This is a genomic window from Longimonas halophila (assembly GCF_002554705.1).
Lineage (GTDB): Bacteria > Bacteroidota > Rhodothermia > Rhodothermales > Salinibacteraceae > Longimonas > Longimonas halophila.
In genome coordinates this window covers 37493-55801 of sequence record NZ_PDEP01000001.1, presented here as the reverse complement: position 1 = coordinate 55801, position 18309 = coordinate 37493, and the positions used below count along the sequence as shown (strand labels likewise).

Genomic DNA, 18309 nt, shown 5'->3' with positions numbered 1-18309 from the left:
TTGCAATGTAGCATGCACGCCCCTCGAATGCGAATGCATTACGATGGCACCGGGCCATAGCGGTTGGGCCCGTCGGTACCCGGCGCAAAGAGCACATAGAACGTAAACGGGATGTTGACGATGGGGATGAGACTCAACCAGTAGAACCAGCCTGATAGGTGCAGGTCGTGCAAGCGCTGTATAGATAGGAAGACCAGCAGCACCATAGCAACCACATAGGCAATCACCATAGCAGCGATGCCCACCAGAACAACCCCTTCTGGCTCCACAACGCGTTCCGGAGTCAGAAGGTGAGGCACAGCAGCGATGCCCGCTATCGCGACGAATAGCACGCCCATAATCGCGAGCGACTGCAAGAAATATCGCAACCGAGCCACGCGTCCCCGAAATGAGAAGAGCGACGGGTTCGATTCGTAATCGGAGCTGTCGTTGTAGCGGGCTTCATGCTCCGCTGCTGATCCTGTAGGCGGAGGCTGATCCGAGCCGTTCCAGTGGCGTTCGTTGCGAAACATGCCGTACTCGGCTGCCTCGCGGAGATGTGCCCCAGGCCGCGACGCCGTCTCTTCAGGCGCCAGCAGACCGGGGACGTTCTGGGCCTCGCGCCACTCGTTGAGTTCGTCGTTCCAGACCAGGGTGTCGGGCTCAATGAGTCCGTCGTTGACCTCGCGCAGAAACTCTTTGTCGGTAAACGGCCCGCGCTGGGCGCCGCTGGTGCTGTAGTACCACATGAGACGATAAGGGTGTGTGCCAGGAGGCGTCTGAAGTGACATGAAGTATTTCTAATGTATCAGCGAAGGGCGGAAAATGCAATGCCCTAAGCCGCCTACGCTATCACAAATTGCCGTGACGGATCTTGCTCTGATGCCATGCCGTCGCATCTTACCTGTTGTCTCGTACACGTTTTCTGAACTGAACACCCGCTCATGGCTTCCTCTGAAACTGCTTCGCCCGACGGCTCCCCCGCCGACTGGACGGGCATTCTCGACTTTCTGCGTCGTGCCGAACAGCTCAAGGATACGCTCCGCTCCGGCTACACGCAGAACGGACGCCAAGAGAGCGTAGCCGCGCACACCTGGCGCCTCTGCCTGATGGCGGTGCTCTTGCAGGACCGGTTTCCGGAGGTCGACGGCCTACGCCTCATCAAGATGTGTCTGATTCACGATCTGGGCGAGGCCATTCATGGCGACATCCCCGCACCCGAGCAGTCCGATACCGGCGATAAGGCAACCCAGGAACGCCGCGACTTCCAGGCGCTCATTGCGCCGCTGCCTGCGCATCAGCAAAACGAGTTTATGACGCTGTGGGACGAGTACGAAGCCGCGGCCTCCCCTGAAGCACAGCTCGCGAAGGGTCTCGACAAGCTCGAAACGCTGCTGCAGCATACGCAGGGCGACAATCCCCCCGATTTCGACTATCGCTTCAATCTGGAGTACGGGCGCGCCTACACCGATGCACATCCGCTGCTCGCTGAGATCCGCGCCGCGCTTGATGACGAGACCGCTCGCCGGGCCGAGGAGAGTGAGTCTGTCTAACTCAGGTCAGAACGCAGACCGAGGGGATAATACGTACGTCTTTACACATCGGGAGTATGTGAGCGGAGCCACCTGATCCAATCATTAATGCGCCTGCGAATTTGATCGACACGTATTTGGATGCATCTTGATGACCAGGGAAAACTATATGGTTGTAATTACCTCAAGCAAAACACATATGGTGGCGATGGCGAAGGTGCTCTACACGGTTTCTTTTTTCGTCCTGTGGATAAGTTTCCCGTTGACCGTAGTCGGGCAGGAGACATCAGCAAGCTCCGATTCGATACAGGCAGTGGGTCACGCATCCCCAGATACAACAGCGACCGACCGCATACGCAATGCCGTGTATCTGGAACTGTTGGGCGCAGGCGGGCTCTATAGCATCAACTACGACCGGCACATAGCTGGAGCATGGGGCGTTCGCGCAGGGTATTCGCAGGTCGGCGCCTGGATGGCACTTCGGGACGGTACGATACGAACCATGCCTGTGCATTTTGTCTACACGCCCAGTGCCTCTCGGAGCGGACTCGAACTCGGAGCGGGGGCAATGTTTTACTGGGATGACAGTGATTCATTTCTGGGTTGGCAGGTTTCAGACGAGTTCCGCGTCTCTGCTTCCTTCAACGTCGGCTATCGGTACCAGCCTGCCGAGGGCGGTTTTCTATTTCGGATTGGATTCACGCCATTCGTTGGCTACAATGATGGCCTTCGAGCCGGACCGTTTGGAGGCATCAGTTTCGGCTATGCGTTCTGATCAGCTCAACTAATTACAACTACCACCGTCGACCCGCGCCGCGCTTGATGCCGAGACCGCTCGCCGGGCCGAGGAGGGTGAGTAGCCCGGAGCATGTGTCTGCCATGATAGCTTACAGGAAGGTCGCAGCCTGCAGGAGGATCGCATAATTTTTGTGCAGGCCATCCGGCGCTCAGGGTTTGAAACGCCTAAATTGGCCTGAAATCGATCCCTGCGTTACCTTGACGGGGGCTCCCGCGTCTCCTTGTGGCCCTCTGCGTTGAGAGACGTCAGAGGGCGCTTTGCTCCCGTGCAAAATCCATTCTCTTAGCGTCCGCATCATGAAGCATTTCCTGCTCGCCGGCTTTCTTCTTGTCACGCAGTGTGGTTGCCTCACGCTAACCACCGCCGAAACCGGGCGGACCGCTGGCGAAGATACCAAGGAGCTTACGGTGAGCGCGGCCTCGGGGGCATACGCCGACCTGTCGATAGGCGGGCCAAACGACGATGGCATTCCGCAAGAAGACCGAGAACGCAACGATCCGCTGAACTACGTTCCCATTGTGGAGGCCAGCGGGGTAGTCGGGATCGGCGATCGCACCGACCTCCGCGTGCGGGGCAACTCGGCGATGTTTCTGGCGGCGCGCGTCAAGCAGCAGCTTGTTGGCACGCCTACGTCGCTCTTTGCCGCGAGCGTAGGGCTGGAAGGCGGCGTGAACCCCGGAGCGTTGCTTGCAGGCGGGGTCGCCTACCTGTACGGAACGGTTCCGCTGTACCTGTCGCTGCACCCTCGCGAAAACGTGGCGCTCTACGCCGTGCCCCGATACGCCATCACGAACATAACTACGGTGGCGCGTCCGCCCGACGGCACGCGGAGCGGCACGGCGCGCTGGAGCTACCCCGGCCTGACGTATGGGGTTGGCATCGGCACCAGACGGCGGGTCTTCGTTGAGGTGTCGCACTTGGGACGCGGGGCCTTCGCCCCCTCGCAGGTGGCGGTGGCTTTCAGCACGCCGGTGAACTGGGGCGACTGATGCCACGCGCCCGAGCGTTACGTGCACACCCCGTCCTGCGGCTTCATGGGTGTTCGTTTCTTCACTTCGCATCCCTCTTATCTATGCCGTTTCGACGCTTGCTTTTCGGGGGTGTGCTGGCCCTCCTTCTGGCCGGGTGCAGCACGCCGCAACTCGCCGTCTACCCGCTAACCGACCTGCAGGGCCGCGCGCCAACCACGCAGGTCGACGTGTACCCGCACCCCGACAGCCTGCAGCGGGCGCACCGGGAGATTGCGGTCATCAGCGCAACCGAACGCAAGCAGGTGTACACCCTCGAAGAAGGCCATCCTGAACTCATGGACGCGCTGACCGAAACAGCACGGGAGATCGGGGCGGATGCGATTGTGGTCATTAAGAGCAGCGACCCCACGCTGCTCGCAGGGGGAGACGACCCGAAGAGTGCAGAGCGACGCGACCGTGCACAGCGCGATGCCGAAGACGGAACGATCCCCCGGGCACCCTGGACGATTCGCGTGAAGGCGATCGTGTATCAGTAATTGCGATGCGTAGCCCCCGGTGGCGTCTCATTGACAACATACTTCGGTAGCGGGTAGACCTTAAGGGATAGCCCTACTGCCCAAAACCTTCCCTGAGGCGAACGGTACCGAAAGCATTCGGCACAAGTTACCCCATTCGCCCTGCCAGCCCCGCCGGAGACGTCTGCGCCGGGAGGCGCTTCCCGTCTCCGGCTACGGGCACCGTTCCGCCATCACTTGGCATTGAACCACTACTGGAAGGGTTACTCTTCTAAGGAGGCCAGCGATGGAAGCGGCGGGGCAAATTCGGGCTCAGCGGTCTGTACGGGTGTGTCCCATTGCAGTAGAGTGGCGCTCCGAGCGACCTGCGCGCGCTCCAACGGATTGAAGGGCTGGACGGAAGCCAGACCGAATGCCAGGATGAAGGCAACAGCCGACATCGCCAGCGCGATGCGGCCTGTGATTTCCAGGCGGCGCACCCGCGTTACATGACGGCGTAACCAGGTGGCGCGCTGGGCGCGGCGCGCGGCCCGAACGGAGCGCGACACGGGACGCACCGGACGCCGCACACCAATGAGGGCAGCGCCGGGAAACGGGCGGAGTGAACGGTGATTGCGAGTATGGTAAGAGCGATACGTGAACCAGTTCATAACAGAAAGAGGCTGTAAAGGGAGAGTAAGTGAGCGTGTCCAGGCCTCCTCGGAGACAGGCACAGCGCAACATACGCTCTCCATGTTACAATCCCGTTCTGCGTACGTCATAACCTCTTCTGCATAGGTCACATGTGACGTGGACAGAAGAGATTGTGACCTCATCGTATAGGACCGCATTGCATCACGGGCCTCATTACGCCGCGCTGTGGGGGCGACCTACTCGTTTGCGGTCGTGGCGCTGCTTTCGTGCTCCGATCCAGCATAGGCCGAAGGGCGGCAGCCGTACGCCTGCATGAAGCTGTCCGAGAAGTGCCCGATGCTCTTGAATCCCACGGCGTATGCAATCTCACTGACGGTGCCTGCCTGGCATGCAAGCAGATGGGCCGCCTGCTCCAGGCGCATCGTCCGAATCAGGTCGGTGGGCGTCAGATCCGCCAGCGCCTTCAGTTGCCGATGGAGGTGCCCGCGACTCACGCCCACCTCATCGGCCAGGCGCTGCACCGAAAACGCCTCGTCGCTGAGGTGGGCGGTGACGGCTTCGCGCACCCGTCCCAGAAACACATCGGTAGCCGAAGCCACGGCCTCGAGTTCAGGAAGCCGCGTAGATCGGTCCGTATCTTCGCCGTCACGAAGGGCCATGCCCTCCTGCCGAAAGCGCTCGCGCAGCCGCGTCCGCACTGCGATTAGGTTCGCGATCTGCGCCTGGAGTTCGGCGACGTCAAACGGCTTGGTGAGGTAGGCATCGGCCAGTTCGCCAAGGCCCTCAATCCTGTCTTCGGGCGCGGCCTTCGCGGTAAGAAGGATAACGGGGATGAAGTCAGTTTCGGGATCGGACTTAAGCGCGCGGCACAGCTCCATGCCGTCCAGGACGGGCATCATAACGTCGGAGAGCACGATGTCGGGCAGGCGCGCTTTGGCAAGTGCCAGACCGGCTTTGCCGTCGGCGGCTTCGAGGATGCGGTAGGGGGCAGCCGGACCCGACGCCTCTTCGAGATGACGGCGAATGTAGGCACGCACTTCCGGGTGATCCTCCACCACGAGAATCGTGGTCCGGTCGGAATCTGGGGGGGCGCTGTCAGGCGCCGCGTCTTGGAAAGCGCCGTCAAGAGTGAGGTCCATGAAGGCGTGCGTGGCATCTGGGGTCCAGGAATCGTCCAGTTGGGCAGTTTGTGCCGGAGCAAGATGAGCCGTTCTCCGGGGGAGCGTCAGGGTAAACGTGCTCCCGGCGCCCTTTTCACTTTCCACGGTGAGCGTCCCCTCGTGGAGGTCCATGATCTCCTTGGCGAGGGCCAGCCCGATTCCGGTGCCCGGATGCATCTGCATGGCACCGCCCACCCGGTAGAATCGGTCGAAGATGTGGGAGATATCGTCTGCCGGAATGCCAGGACCACTATCCTGCACAGATATGCGGGCGATGCCGTGCCGGGCGGTTACGGTGACATGCACGACGCCGCCCGTTGGGGTGAACTTGAGCGCATTCGAAAGCAGGTTGACGACGACCTTCTCCAGTTGCATCGGGTCGGCCACCACCTCAACCGGATGCAGCGGCCGATCCACGTCCAGATCGATCGATCGGTGCGTAGCCAGTGCTTGAAAGAGATCGGCGATGCCTACAACAAAAGCACAGAGCTCAAACGGGCGGGCTTGAAGCTGCGTACGTCCAGCCTCCAGGCGCGCCACATCCAGAATCTGGTTGATGAGGTCCAGCATCCGGCGGGCGTTGCGGCGCGCGAGATCGATCTGTGGTGCCATTGGTATGGGCAGAGCGCCATAGAGACCGGATTTGAGATCGTCGAGGGGGCCCAGGATGAGCGTGAGCGGGGTTCTGAACTCATGACTGACGTTGGAGAAGAAGGCGCTTTTGGCCGCGTCGAGTGTTTGCAGGCGCCGGGCCTGAGAGGCTACCGTTTCCTTTTCGGATTGAAGCTGCCGCGTCCGCTCGTCCACCACCGCTTCGAGATGCTGCCGTCGCTGTTGTTGCGTTTGCTCGCGGAGATGCAGCCCCCCTCCAAGAGCGGCCAGCAATCCGAGAATGCACATAAAGGCGAACCAGCCTGTTTCGTAGAAATACGCCGGGACCACCAGGGTGGCCTTCACCGGGTCGCTCCACACGCCGCCGCCGTTGCGCGCCTGCACCCGAAACGTGTACGTGCCGGGTGCGAGGCCGCCATAAAGCGCAGATCGTGCGGTGCCCTGGTTGCGCCACGTCGTGTCGAGGCCCACGAGTTGCGTGCGAAAGCGAAGCAGAGCCGGTGCGGTGAAGTCAAGAGCCGTGTAGACCACCGAAAGTGACCGCTCGCCCCGAGGCAGCCGGACGGACGAAGGGCCCGAGGCCAGCAGCAGTTCCTCCGCATCCGTCTGGATCGCCTCCACGATGACGCGCGGCAGAGACGCAAACTGATCGGCATATGCCGCCGGATCAATGCGCGTGACGCCCTGGCTGGACGGGATCCACAGGCTGCCATCGGTGGCCCGGGCGGGGCGAGAAAAGAAGTGGGACGACCCGAGATGGCCGTCGGAGGGGCGAAGCGTAACCACGTCGATGGAGACGGGCGTTGTCGCATCGAAGGCTCGATCGAGATCTGCCGTGCGAACACGGTAGAGCAGCGACCGGCCGTTCATCCAGGCAAAGCCAAGGTCGTCGAAGATGATGGATAGGAGGTGCGTGGTAGGAAGCCCGGACTCAAGGCCCACCACGTCGAGCGCCCCATTGCGGAGGCGCACCAGACCGCGGGTTTCGGTTGCAGCCCAGAGCGATCCGTCGGGCCCGGTGATCAAGTCGCGCACCGGTACGCCTGCGAGCGCTTCCACCGGGCGTGCAACCCCATTTTCAACCACGACGAGCCCGCCTCGACACGCAATCCAGAGCCGCCCGTCGGGGGTTCGGTGGACATCCATGGTCCAGGAGGTGCCCGACACGGGAAGCGGGATGCGAATCGAGTCGGTTGCGAGGAGCGTCTCGGTATCCACGCGCACGACCTGCCCTGGCCCGGCCCCCACCCACAGGGCATTGGGGTGGGCGGGATCGGGAAAGGGGACCTCCAGAGTATGATCGCTTGGGCTCTCCCAGAAATCCGTGCCCCGATCGCCGTTCAGCCGCACAAGCCGATTCACGTACGTCCCAAACCGCCGTCCGTGGCCGTCTTCGGTGACCATACCCACGGTTCGAACGCGACCTGGGTCATCAAGCGATAACGCTGCGGCGCCGGGGCGAACGATGCTGCTAAACCAGGACGCGCTATGTACTACGAAGAGAGCCGCATTTTCGGCACTGCCCCGGGTACTGACCAACACCTCGCCCGTGGCCGTCGCTATGGCCGACTCTGCGGACAGCGGGGCGCCCTCGTCCGCGTCAAACCGCCGAAACGGTTCGGGGGTCACCTGAAGAAGGCCGCCGCCGGACGAAAGCACCCACACGTTCCCCTGCTGGTCTTCGTACAGGTGCTCGACCCACCGGGCGCCTTCGGGCCGGATACGTGCAACCACCACATCCCCATCGAACACGGTAAGGGTTCCGTCGCTGATGATGGGCTCCGTCCAGACCCGCCCGGCTCGGTCAATGAGGTGGGCCGAGCGTGGGACATCCGTCACAGGATACGCACCACGGTACGTCCCGTCGGCATCCGTAAGTTGGATGCGCATGTTTTGCATCTCTGCGAGCGATGCAGGCTCCGCATCAACCGGACGATGAAAGAGCGGGCCGTGCTGTGTCTTTTCAAACCCGAAGAGGCGCCAATCCTGCACAGGAACGAACTGCACGCCATTCCACCGGGCTACCACGCCACCGTGCCGGTGCAGAAACGACGCCGGTAGTCCCGGCGCATCTGTCGTGTCGAGATACGTCCATGGGGTGCCAGACGCATCCACGGTAAGCGGTGTCCAGACGGGACGCGTTTGCTGGTCGAGAACCTCCCAACCGGCAGGGCCAAAGCGCGCGAGATTCCGGCCGGTGCCCGATGCCCAGACCGTGCCGTCGCCGTCTTGCACAACCCCCCCAATCCAGTCTATATCCGGAATGCGGTGGGCGGTCCACGTACCCGCGCGCAGCCGGTACGTCCACCCCGACTTTCCCCCTACCCACAGGTCGCCGGAGGGCAAAACGTCGACGGCAACGAAGTCGTCGGTGTGGAAGGCGGGAACGGTTCCCGTGGTGAATCCGACAAAGCGGGCGCCGTCGAATCGGAACAGCCCCTGATCGGTGGCCACCCAGAGGTATCCGTCGGGCGTCTGGGCGACGTCGGAGGCGCGGCCCAGGAGGCCATCGTCGACGGTCCAGTTTCGCATGCGAAACGAGGTAAAGGCGACCGGAGGCGTACGCGGGGCATCTGCCGCTGTGCGCGCTTCGCCAGATAGCGAATCCTGGGATAGCGTATCCGATGCGATGACCGCCTGGCGGGCTGAGGACGCCGAACGACTGTAGGAGCCAGCACCCGCTGCAAGCGCAAGCAGACCTATCGTGACGATGAGAAGGCAGAGCCCAAGAACGAGCCGCCTCTCCTTCCAGCTAAGGAATGAGGCGGCGCGCTGGACCGCTTCAGAGACGTCTTCCGCTTCATGTGCCATGGTCTGCACGGCTGGTGGTTGCAATGGCTGGTATAATAGCCACAATATGGTGTTAAAAGACGGCACATCGGGCGCAACTGGTGCTCCTTACTTGGCTCAAGTCATTGGACTCCAGTAGTTTGTCGAAGAACATTCCGTAGCGTCATCACATCTCGCCCTGTCTTCGACTTCGGGAAGGGCCTGGCGGAGGCTGTGATTAACTTTGTGCTGCCGAAGGTGATTTGCGAGTGGGATGCTCGGCCTCGCGCCCCGCCGGTTGACCTCGTGGCCTCGGCGTCACATTCCGTTGTCCATATCGATCTCAAACGTACGATCGCCGCTCCGCACGCGAAGCGCAGTCCTCTCATAATCTGAAAGATCGACCTGCTGTGCGGCGCGTAGTGACGTGCATCCGCTTCCTTCGGTGACAAATGTTGCAGTGAACCCGAGGGTGCTGTCTGCGGTTTCCCGCAGAGCGCCCCCAGGCTCCAGCTACGGCCCTCCCACGTAACCAACCCGCAACAGGTGCCATACACGGAATCTGTTGCTCTCCCGTGTGCGTGTTGCAACATACGTATGTGCATACCTCACCTGTAGTGCAAACCACCAACCGTTATGTCTACAACCGCCGCCTCCCACACGCCCACCATTCGCCTGCGCCGTAGCGACGAGCGCGGGTTCGAGGACATGGGCTGGACCGACAACTGGATGACGTTCTCCTTTGCCAACTATCACGACCCCGAGTGGGTGCACTTTGGCCCGCTGCGTGTGATGGTCGAGAACCACATCCAGCCGCACGAAGGCTTCGGCGCGCATCCGCACCGTGATGCCGAGATCGTGACGTACGTTGCTTCGGGCACGCTCACGCACGGCGACAACCAGGGCCACACCGCCGAGGTGAACGCGGGCGAGATGCAGCTCATCAGCGCCGGAAGTCGGGGCATGGTGCACTCCGAAGAGAACCTGCACGACACCGTCGAGCACAACTACCAGATGTGGTTTGTGCCCGACCGCGCCGGCACCGACTTCTACTACGGACAGACGCACTACACGCCCGCCCAGCGCCAGGGGCAGTTCCGGTGCTACGTCTCGCCCGACGGACGCGAAGACACCATGCCCATCAACACCGATGCCTTTATCTATGCCGGACTGTTCGCTCCGGGCGACACTACTACGCATCCCCTTGACGCTGGACGCGGGGCGTGGGTGCAGGTGGTCGAGGGCAAACTCACCATAGAAACCGGCCCCGACACCCTCACCCTGCACGCCGGCGATGGCGTCGGCCTCACCAACACAGACGCCGTTCGAGTGGCCGCCGAAGCCGATAGCGAGGTGCTGCTGTTCGACGTACGCATGGACGTGAACCGCCTATGGACGTAGCCCGTGCTGTGCGTTCTGCCCGAACCGGCTACGCCTCGTCAATCGCAGCCTCCAGGCGGTTTGTGTGGCTGTCGTAATCCGGACGGTTGTTGGCGTGGGGGGCGTTCATCAGCGGCGAGGAGACGATAAAGTCCGCCGACGTCCGGTTACAGGCCACCGGAATATTCCACACCACTGCAATCCGCAGCAGCGCTTTGACGTCGGGGTCGTGCGGCTGGGGCTGGAGCGGATCCCAGAAGAAGATCATCGCGTCAATGGTGCCCGATGTAATGAGCGCCCCGATCTGCTGATCGCCGCCCAAGGGACCGCTCTGCAGCTTGTTCACGGTAAGGCCCAGCTTTTCCTCCAGCAAGCGCCCGGTCGTTCCCGTAGCGTACAGCTTGTGCGTGCGGAGCAGGTCGCGGTTGTACTCGACCCAGTCGAGCAGATCGCTCTTTCGATTGTCGTGCGCCACCAGCGCAATATGCCGGGTGGCCGAGGATGTCTCTTGCGATTCCATAATAGCTCGTGGGCTGTAATGAGCATGCAGTGTGCCGAGGGTCGCGGCGATAGCGTCGTAGCTACGTGCCGCATCAACCGGCTCCGTGTTGCGCGCTGCAATCCCATCTGCCGAACAGTGATTCCGCGCTGTCGAATTGTAAGCACTTCCTGATCGAATTCTTGTCGCTTCCTTCACGTTTCGCGTGTGGAAAGCGCTCCCACAATTGGAAAAGGCAGCAGGTGCGTGAATCGGTCTTGTTTGGTTGGATACGCAGGGGCTGCTCGTGGTGCCCGGCACGCGACAGCCCCCGCAGGCTAAATGCTCCGCTCCAACGGCCGGGTCTCATCGTCCGCTTCTCGTGCCTGTTTCCAGGCATCCTCACATCGCATGGGGGGCGCTGAGATGGTAAAGATCTGACAGGTCTTCCGAGACCTGTCAGATCTATTCTGGCGATGGTCACGTGATACCAAATCCGGTTGGAGCATTACGGCGAGGACGTACACAGTTGGCCCTCACACATGTCACCTCGTCGCATGGCACCACAGGCATGACCTACGGCCCCTCCGCCGTGCGACACAGGCTGTTCAGGGGCTCTGCCCCGTCCTCTTGCCGGGAACGCAAGCGGGCCCTGGCTATGGGTGTGCTGATTCGAAATCATGCTGGAATCGCCTACCTCATCTCACCTTCCCAAGCACTTGTTTTTTTGCAGCCCCATAAGTTCCTTCTCCTCCGACGGGGGCAGGAAGAAGGTCAGTTGAGGGGATGCCAGCCTGCGAGGAGAGTGCGAGCCACGAACGAGGAATGCCCCCCTCCGTTCACATCGGACAGGTACCCAAATAAAAGCAGATCCCTCTGCATCCAACGGTCCCCCGTTGGATGCACACGATGGAGACGCTCCGGCGTCCTCCGTATCGATGCCCTCCTGAAACGCTCGTTACCTACTCTCAATCTGTTTCCCGCATGCCCACCGCTGCCGACTGGATCGACCACCTCGACCTGGAGCCGCTTCCCGAAGAAGGCGGTCTCTACCGCGAAATCTACCGCGCTGACGAATCCATTGCTGCCGACGCGCTGCCCCAGCGCTTTGAGGGCGATCGTCCGTTTAGCACCTCCATTTATTATCTGCTGGAACCCCCTGAATTTTCGGCGTTTCATCGCATCCAGCAAGAAGAAATCTGGCACTTTTACGACGGCACCTCGTGCACGCTGCACATCATCGATCCCGAGACGGGCACGCTCTCGCAGCCTATGCTTGGGCGCGATGTACGTGCGGGCGAGCAGCTTCAGCTTGTGATACCTCGTGGTCACCTGTTCGCCGCGACCGTGAACGACCCCGCGGGGTACGTTTTGGCTGGATGCACGGTCGCGCCCGGCTTCACCTTCGCCGACTTTGAAGCGCCTGCCCGCGAGACGCTCGTGCAACGCTATCCGCACCACACCGACCTTATCACCCAGCTCACGCGATAACCGCTTCTATGCATGACTGATCTTCTGTTTCTTCTGGCGGGTGTCGTTCTGCTTAGCGTAGGCGGCGAATCGCTCATCCGAGGGGCGCTTGCCGCCGCCGATCGTATCGGACTTTCGCCGCTCTTGAGCGGACTTCTCATCGTGGGCATGGGCACCTCGGCGCCCGAACTGGCGGTGTCGGTGGATGCGGCGCTCTCTCAGCGTCCCGATATCGCGGTTGGCAACGTGGTAGGCAGTAACATCAGCAACATCTTACTCATCCTGGGCACCTGTGCGCTGATCTCCCCCATTGCAGTGCCGCCCGCCAGCCTCTCGCGCGATGCCCTCGCGATGGTCGGTGCTACTGCGCTGGCGATGCTCTTAATGACCACCGGTGCCCTGCTCACCCGCCTCGACGCGCTCCTCTTGCTGGCTGCGCTCGCCGGATACCTGGTGTGGGCCTACCAAAGCGAACGCGCCGTCTACGCTGCATCGGCCACTGTGTACGACGAAGCCACATCATCTTCGTCGCTCTCGACCGGATGGATGCTGCTGTACATCGTCGGAGGACTTGGGCTGCTCGTCGGCGGATCGCAGGTGCTGCTGCGGGGCGCAGTCGGTATTGCCACCCTGTTTGGGCTCTCCGAAGCTGTAATCGGACTGACCATCGTGGCGGTGGGCACCTCGCTGCCCGAGCTTGCCGTGTCTACTATTGCGGCCCTACGCGGACAGGCCGAAGTTGCGGTGGGCAACGTGTTGGGCAGCAACATCTTCAACCTGCTGGGCATTCTGGGCGTCTCCGCCGCTGCGCTGCCACTTGGTATTCCTGAGCGAGTTCTGACCATAGACCAGTGGGTCATGGGCGGCACCGCCCTGGTACTGCTCGCGTTCTTGTTTACCGGACGCCGCCTTACGCGGATCGAAGGCACGCTGCTATTTGGCGGATACATCGCCTACATTGCGCTGAGTGTAATCGTTTGAGCATAGCCTCCTGCAACGGATCCTGATCCCGCGTTAGAGGTGTACACACGCAGTATCATCCGACCCTCTACTCAAGACGTTCCCTCTGCTTGTATGTCGTCCTCCTCTCGTCGCACTGAATATCCCGACTGGGCGTCCTCTTCGGCTGTTGCTATGGCCGATGTCGACACCCGCGCCACGTTTATTCTGCGCACCTACCTGCACCTGGCCAGCGCCGTGGTTGGGTGTGTGGCCGTGCTGTATGGCCTCTTCTCGCTGGGGCTGGCCGAGCCTATTGCTCGTGGCATGCTCAGCATAAGCTGGCTTATTCCCATGGGCGGTTTCATCCTGATTAACTGGCTGGCCAGCCGCGCCGCACATCAGGCGCAAGACCTGGGCACGCAGTACCTGGCGTTGGCCGGATTCGTGGTGGCTCAGGCGCTCATTCTGGTGCCGCTGCTCTTTATGGCCCAGATGATGGCGCCCGGCGTCATTGAAAGCGCGGCCTCCGTCACGCTCCTTGGCTTCCTCGGACTCACCTTCATTGCGTTCTACACGCGCAAGGACTTTTCCTTCTTGCGCAGCCTCCTCATCTGGGGCGGCGTAGGCGCGCTGGTGCTCATTGTAGGCGGCTCGCTCTTCGGATATGAGCTGGGCACCTTCTTCGCCGTGGGCATGGTCGTATTTGCGGGGGCTGCGATCCTCTACGACACCTCCAATGTGCTGCATCACTACCCCGAAGACCGCTACGTAGCGGCGTCGCTGGAGCTCTTTGCCTCGCTCGGCCTCCTCTTCTGGTACGTCCTCTCGCTCTTTATGCAAGGGGAGTAAGGACAAAGGCAAAACTCTAAAGTCGAAGTGCGAAGTGTTTTGAACCCGCCATTTCCCCAAGCGCCCTGCTGGCTTATTGCTGGCGGGGCGTTTTGGCTTGGAGGGATGGATTGCGGATGTTTGACTTTCGACTGAGGATTAGGATGAGAGTGAGCACATATCAAAATCAAAGCGGCTTCGAGTTCTGCAATAGCGGGTCGAGTGGATTTTTACTCTTTTCTGCTATACTCTATTAGTGTAAATATTCCTACTCAATTCCATATTCTCAATACATAATCTCAAATATGAGCGGTGACACACGGGAACCGGGGATTTTGATTGGAGCGCCGGTATCAGACCTCGCTGAACAACTCGGCATCGACTACCGGGGGCTGTTTGCAGATCTTGGAAAGGCAACCGTCAGCGGGCTGATCGGGGTTTCTACTGGAAGTCCGGGCGCCATTGGTGGAGCGATGAAGAACGTTATCTCTACCTACACGCGATTTGGCGACGCAAAGACGCTACATGCGGTTCAGGATCAGCCGGGGCCGCTGGCCTGGCTTCTGATCCACGAATCGCTTCTGGATGCTATGAGTCGGCTCATCCTGGACCACGGCGCCCGTTTCCGGGATGCATATTCCGGAAAAGAACTTCCGGTCGAGGATGCAATGCGTGATCAACTCCACAATGAGTTGAGCATTCGCCTCGCGGACGAAAACCTCCGGATCACTGCCTCTTTCTTCGATCGCCCTGCAGAAATTGACATCCTCCACACGGTCCAGGAGGACCTGAAAGATTGGTTCGTCGCCCTCGGCGTCGAACGTGGAGAGGCGCAAGCCGCTTGTGGCCACCTGCCCAGCTACTTTCGAAAGTCGCTGATCGACACCTGGCGATCCCACCTCGACGCCTTCCAGTTCCTGAAGGACCACCTCAAAATCCCGTTTTCTCATCATGAGAAGGCAGAGGCAGCCTGGGAACGATATCGTGCCATCGTGCAGGAGGAGGTGGACAAGCCGGTCTTCGGGGAAGCGGTGAGCCTCCGGCAGATGTACATTTGGCCACGAGCGTACACGCTGGTTGAGGATGATTCAGATGAGATCGCTAATGAAGAGATCTCCCCTGAAGTCGGCGAGATGATGGCCGAACGTCTGAAACGCGACCACGATGAGACCAAGCGGGTCGTGGATCTAAAAACTGCTGTCCTCGATTGGCTCAATGGCGCAGACCCTGATGATGCCATTCGAATCATCAGCGCAGATCCGGGCATCGGGAAGTCTTCTTTCTGCTGCATGCTTGCCGACGAGCTTGCCACATCGAAGAAAATGCCGGTACTGTACGTTCCGCTACACAACCTGGATACGAGCAAAGGTCTTCGCGAGGCTGTTCACGAATACCTGCACGACGCCAAACTCTTTCCCCGCGACATATACCCGCTCGACGGCGACTCACTTCTGCTCATCTTGGACGGCCTCGACGAGCTGTCCATGCAAGGGGCAGTCGGTGCTCGGGAAGCTGCGAAGTTCGTACGAGAGGTGAAGGACAAAGTCCTGAATCTCAACCAGCACACGTTCCGCGTCCGTGTCCTGTTGTCTGGACGCAAAATTGCCTCAGCAGCGGCCAAGGAAGTTCTTCGGCGCCCGTCTTCTGTATTCTACATGGTTCCGTTCGTGCCTGAAGACAATCCCAAGTCTTACGTAGATCCAGACGGGCTTTTGCAGGTCGACCAACGCAACGACTGGTGAGAGCAATACGGCAAGATCACAGAGCAACCTGCCTTCACAGAGTTACCGAATGATCTTGACACCGAACAGCTCGCAGACATCACGGCACAGCCGCTGCTGAATTACCTTGTGGCGCTGGCGTACAGTGACGATCCGTCCCAATTCGACGAGGACGCACGCCTGAATACCGTGTACGCCCATCTTCTGGACGGCGTCTACCGGCGAGATTACGATTTTGGGCCGCATCCCGGTGCTGACGTACTGTCTGGAGAAGATGAAAATGAACAGAAGCGTGGATTCCTTCGCGTATTGGAAGAAATTGCGCTGGATGCCTGGCATGGCAATGGGCGCACAACCACGATTCCCGCGATCGAAAAACGGTGCAAGGAAGCATCACTCGAACGGCACTTTAGTGTAGTCCGAGAGAAGCTCGAGGACGGTATCACGCAGCTACTCGCCGCCTTCTATTTCCGCCGCTCCGGGGAGACCCCGAAAGGCGTTGAGACCTTCGAGTTTACCCACAAGACCTTTGCAGAATACCTGACAGCCAAGAGGATCGTCAGAGCTATTGACGAGATCCACGACCGGTACCAGCAGCATAAAGACGGAGGGCGCTATGCGCTCAATCTCAGGAAATGCATTGTGAAATGGATTGAGATCTGCGGCCCGGCTGATATTGGCCGGGACTTGTACCGGTTCATCCAGGACGAAATCACTATTCTCGTCGAGACGTGGGAGACGGATGCGGATGAATCCAGTGATGCCTCCTACAGTCATGCCGAACTATCGAAACGAGGGGTGGACGCCGAAGCCTGGCAGGAGACGTTTACAGATATGCTCCGCCACACCATCCCGCACGATGTACCGATGAAAGAGATCGATCAAGATCTGGACTTTCAACAGCAAAAAAATTGGGCTGTGAATACGGAACGGTCTATCCTCGCGATGCTGGACGCATGCCGAAAGGCACTCCGCCATCGCGACCGTCAATTGCGAGACTTTGAGCCTAACGGTGATGCGCCAACCTATATCGTTAGTGTTTTTGACGAGGAAACGAGAACTGCTCCATTTAACTGGATCCGTCGTTTGCATGCATTAAACCCTACATCTCAACACCTTTCTGCTATATCGTGGATGGGCTGCAGGTTATCCACTGTAACGCTAATCTTTGCCGATCTCAGGAGCGCCGACCTCCGGGGTGTCAATCTCCTGCGTGCTAATCTTCTGAGTGCTAATCTTCTGGGCGCCGACCTCCGGGATGCCAATCTCCGAGGCGCTGACCTCCGGAGCGCTGACCTCCGGGATGCCAATCTCCGAGGCGCCGATCTCCGGCGTGCCGAGCTCTGGCGCGCCGATCTCCGGAATGTCGAGCTCCAAGACGCCAACCTTCGGAATGTCGAGCTCCAAGACGCCGACCTCCGGGATGCCAATCTCATAGGCGCTGACCTCCAAGACGCTGACCTCCAAGATGCCGACCTCCAAGACGCCGACCTCCGGGGTGTCAATCTCCTGCGTGCTAATCTTCTGGGCGCCGATCTCCTGGGCGCTCATCTCCAGGGCGCTGATCTCCGAGACACCGACCTCCAGGAAACTAATCTCCGGGACACCAATCTCTGGAGTGCCAATCTCCAAGGTGCCAATCTCCAAGGTGCTGATCTCCGAGGTGCCAATCTCCAGGGCCCCGATTCCCATCTTGCAGACGTACTGGTTGCAAACTTGCAAGACATAACATTTAACGAAGAGACTCGACTCGACTCAGGCATCCGGGAGACGATGATCGACCAGGGAGCGATTTTCCTTGACGGCTGACTTTTCTCGTCTACGGGCACGCTGATGGGCGGATGCCCCATGCATCCCCCTGTACAACGTATTGGCATCACCACACCAGCCGGTTGCCCTGTATGGGAGCAACCGGCTGGTGGCGTTTGGTCGTAGGAGCCCGACGCGTCACGTTATCCGCGATAGAGGGCGTAAAGCCCGGCCAGCGGAAGCGCGTACACGATGTGCCCGATCAGGCTCATGATGGTGGGCGCCCCCAGATTCGGGAAGGGCGGCGCCATGGGAAAGCCCACCGCCTGCAGCCAGAGCGGCATTACCAGCACCGCCAGAATGAGCGTCGTGACTATGCCCCAAATGAGTCCGTGCAGAATGGCTCCGGAAAATGTCCGGGCATCCTTCCAGGCGCGCACCGCCGGAAGCTCCACATACGCTACGTACGCCAGGCCCAGCGTGACGCCATGAAACTGGTGGAAGAACCACCCGGCCAGTGGCGCGGGGTTATCCGGCGTGGCCGCAATGCCATACATGTTCGGAATGACGACCTCCAGCAGGGGCGGCGGCATGATAAACGCCATCATCAGTCCAAAGCCAACGCTGCCCAGGAAGCCACCCAGTGCACCACGCCACCAGTCCCACGGACTGATTGAACGAGCGGTTGTTGATTCGGTCGTTGGGGAGGATGCTGTCTGTGTAGCCATAACAACTGTGTGCGTCTATTACATAAGGAATCTAACAACTACA

At 60.3% G+C, this 18309-nt stretch carries 17 protein-coding genes; 10 read left to right on the top strand and 7 right to left on the bottom strand.

Features of this window, described 5'->3' with window-relative positions; genetic code table 11:
* Positions 1–38: 38 nt before the first annotated feature.
* Positions 39–728: a DUF805 domain-containing protein gene (locus CRI93_RS00245; RefSeq protein WP_176521576.1), complete on the bottom strand. Its 690-nt coding sequence runs from the start codon at positions 726–728 to the stop codon at positions 39–41.
* 195 nt (positions 729–923) lie between these two features.
* Between CRI93_RS00245 and CRI93_RS00240 the strand changes: the two genes are divergently transcribed.
* The 4 genes from CRI93_RS00240 to CRI93_RS00225 all read left to right on the top strand — a co-directional run bounded on the left by CRI93_RS00240 (position 924) and on the right by CRI93_RS00225 (position 3817).
* Entirely contained in the window at positions 924–1532 is a 609-nt protein-coding gene (locus tag CRI93_RS00240; RefSeq protein ID WP_098060597.1) for an HD domain-containing protein, read from the top strand.
* A 292-nt stretch (positions 1533–1824) separates the two neighbouring features.
* Complete coding sequence (locus CRI93_RS00235) at positions 1825–2286, top strand: hypothetical protein (protein WP_141491489.1); 462 nt, start codon at positions 1825–1827, stop codon at positions 2284–2286.
* Between the two features lie 320 nt (positions 2287–2606).
* Positions 2607–3299 (top strand): hypothetical protein, encoded by a 693-nt coding sequence (locus tag CRI93_RS00230; protein ID WP_098060595.1) that lies wholly within the window; start codon positions 2607–2609, stop codon positions 3297–3299.
* Positions 3300–3382: 83 nt separating this feature from the next.
* Complete coding sequence (locus CRI93_RS00225; RefSeq protein WP_098060594.1) at positions 3383–3817, top strand: hypothetical protein; 435 nt, start codon at positions 3383–3385, stop codon at positions 3815–3817.
* A 242-nt stretch (positions 3818–4059) separates the two neighbouring features.
* On the opposite strand, the gene CRI93_RS00220 is transcribed toward CRI93_RS00225, so the two are convergent.
* Together CRI93_RS00220 and CRI93_RS00215 are read right to left on the bottom strand one after the other, a co-directional pair.
* A complete protein-coding gene (locus CRI93_RS00220) occupies positions 4060–4446 on the bottom strand; it encodes a hypothetical protein (protein ID WP_098060593.1) in 387 nt (128 codons plus the stop codon).
* 219 nt (positions 4447–4665) lie between these two features.
* Positions 4666–9012: an ATP-binding protein gene (locus CRI93_RS00215; protein ID WP_098060592.1), complete on the bottom strand. Its 4347-nt coding sequence runs from the start codon at positions 9010–9012 to the stop codon at positions 4666–4668.
* 594 nt (positions 9013–9606) lie between these two features.
* On the opposite strand from CRI93_RS00215, the gene CRI93_RS00210 reads away from it, so the two are divergent.
* A complete protein-coding gene (locus tag CRI93_RS00210; RefSeq protein ID WP_098060591.1) occupies positions 9607–10371 on the top strand; it encodes a pirin family protein in 765 nt (254 codons plus the stop codon).
* A 28-nt stretch (positions 10372–10399) separates the two neighbouring features.
* Here the strand turns inward: CRI93_RS00210 and CRI93_RS00205 are convergent, their stop codons facing one another.
* Positions 10400–10870, bottom strand: a complete 471-nt coding sequence (locus CRI93_RS00205; RefSeq protein ID WP_098060590.1) for a methylglyoxal synthase — start codon at positions 10868–10870, stop codon at positions 10400–10402.
* A 942-nt stretch (positions 10871–11812) separates the two neighbouring features.
* Here CRI93_RS00205 and CRI93_RS00200 point away from each other — a divergent pair.
* From CRI93_RS00200 to CRI93_RS00185, 4 genes are all read left to right on the top strand, one after another.
* Entirely contained in the window at positions 11813–12319 is a 507-nt protein-coding gene (locus CRI93_RS00200) for a cupin domain-containing protein (protein WP_098060589.1), read from the top strand.
* Between the two features lie 12 nt (positions 12320–12331).
* On the top strand, positions 12332–13279 hold the full coding sequence (locus CRI93_RS00195) for a calcium/sodium antiporter (protein WP_098060588.1): 948 nt from the start codon (positions 12332–12334) through the stop codon (positions 13277–13279).
* Positions 13280–13372: 93 nt separating this feature from the next.
* A complete protein-coding gene (locus CRI93_RS00190) occupies positions 13373–14089 on the top strand; it encodes a Bax inhibitor-1/YccA family protein (RefSeq protein ID WP_217992477.1) in 717 nt (238 codons plus the stop codon).
* Positions 14090–14373: 284 nt separating this feature from the next.
* Complete coding sequence (locus tag CRI93_RS00185) at positions 14374–15810, top strand: NACHT domain-containing protein (protein WP_098060586.1); 1437 nt, start codon at positions 14374–14376, stop codon at positions 15808–15810.
* Positions 15811–15852: 42 nt separating this feature from the next.
* Here CRI93_RS00185 and CRI93_RS15465 read toward each other — a convergent pair whose 3' ends face one another.
* Positions 15853–16128 carry a hypothetical protein gene (locus CRI93_RS15465; RefSeq protein ID WP_245850219.1) on the bottom strand — a complete coding sequence of 92 codons (276 nt, stop codon included), beginning with the start codon at positions 16126–16128 and terminating at the stop codon, positions 15853–15855.
* A 111-nt stretch (positions 16129–16239) separates the two neighbouring features.
* Complete coding sequence (locus tag CRI93_RS15460) at positions 16240–16566, bottom strand: hypothetical protein (RefSeq protein ID WP_245850218.1); 327 nt, start codon at positions 16564–16566, stop codon at positions 16240–16242.
* A gap of 57 nt (positions 16567–16623) precedes the next feature.
* On the opposite strand from CRI93_RS15460, the gene CRI93_RS15645 reads away from it, so the two are divergent.
* Entirely contained in the window at positions 16624–17598 is a 975-nt protein-coding gene (locus CRI93_RS15645; RefSeq protein ID WP_425436951.1) for a pentapeptide repeat-containing protein, read from the top strand.
* 143 nt (positions 17599–17741) lie between these two features.
* Here the strand turns inward: CRI93_RS15645 and CRI93_RS00175 are convergent, their stop codons facing one another.
* Positions 17742–18266 carry a hypothetical protein gene (locus CRI93_RS00175; protein WP_217992476.1) on the bottom strand — a complete coding sequence of 175 codons (525 nt, stop codon included), beginning with the start codon at positions 18264–18266 and terminating at the stop codon, positions 17742–17744.
* Positions 18267–18309: the final 43 nt, after the last annotated feature.

What these genes read in the sequence shown, in the direction of transcription:
- CRI93_RS00200 (WP_098060589.1), top strand. Translation starts at nt 11,813, where the DNA reads ATGCCCACCGCTGCCGACTGGATCGACCACCTCGACCTGGAGCCGCTT.
- CRI93_RS00230 (WP_098060595.1), top strand. Translation starts at nt 2,607, where the DNA reads ATGAAGCATTTCCTGCTCGCCGGCTTTCTTCTTGTCACGCAGTGTGGT.
- CRI93_RS00225 (WP_098060594.1), top strand. Translation starts at nt 3,383, where the DNA reads ATGCCGTTTCGACGCTTGCTTTTCGGGGGTGTGCTGGCCCTCCTTCTG.
- CRI93_RS15460 (WP_245850218.1), bottom strand. Translation starts at nt 16,566, where the DNA reads ATGACTGTAGGAGGCATCACTGGATTCATCCGCATCCGTCTCCCACGT.
- CRI93_RS00205 (WP_098060590.1), bottom strand. Translation starts at nt 10,870, where the DNA reads ATGGAATCGCAAGAGACATCCTCGGCCACCCGGCATATTGCGCTGGTG.
- CRI93_RS00190 (WP_217992477.1), top strand. Translation starts at nt 13,373, where the DNA reads ATGTCGTCCTCCTCTCGTCGCACTGAATATCCCGACTGGGCGTCCTCT.
- CRI93_RS00175 (WP_217992476.1), bottom strand. Translation starts at nt 18,266, where the DNA reads ATGGCTACACAGACAGCATCCTCCCCAACGACCGAATCAACAACCGCT.
- CRI93_RS00245 (WP_176521576.1), bottom strand. Translation starts at nt 728, where the DNA reads ATGTGGTACTACAGCACCAGCGGCGCCCAGCGCGGGCCGTTTACCGAC.
- CRI93_RS00240 (WP_098060597.1), top strand. Translation starts at nt 924, where the DNA reads ATGGCTTCCTCTGAAACTGCTTCGCCCGACGGCTCCCCCGCCGACTGG.
- CRI93_RS15645 (WP_425436951.1), top strand. Translation starts at nt 16,624, where the DNA reads ATGCTCCGCCACACCATCCCGCACGATGTACCGATGAAAGAGATCGAT.
- CRI93_RS00215 (WP_098060592.1), bottom strand. Translation starts at nt 9,012, where the DNA reads ATGGCACATGAAGCGGAAGACGTCTCTGAAGCGGTCCAGCGCGCCGCC.
- CRI93_RS00185 (WP_098060586.1), top strand. Translation starts at nt 14,374, where the DNA reads ATGAGCGGTGACACACGGGAACCGGGGATTTTGATTGGAGCGCCGGTA.
- CRI93_RS00210 (WP_098060591.1), top strand. Translation starts at nt 9,607, where the DNA reads ATGTCTACAACCGCCGCCTCCCACACGCCCACCATTCGCCTGCGCCGT.
- CRI93_RS15465 (WP_245850219.1), bottom strand. Translation starts at nt 16,128, where the DNA reads ATGCCAGGCATCCAGCGCAATTTCTTCCAATACGCGAAGGAATCCACG.
- CRI93_RS00220 (WP_098060593.1), bottom strand. Translation starts at nt 4,446, where the DNA reads ATGAACTGGTTCACGTATCGCTCTTACCATACTCGCAATCACCGTTCA.
- CRI93_RS00195 (WP_098060588.1), top strand. Translation starts at nt 12,332, where the DNA reads ATGACTGATCTTCTGTTTCTTCTGGCGGGTGTCGTTCTGCTTAGCGTA.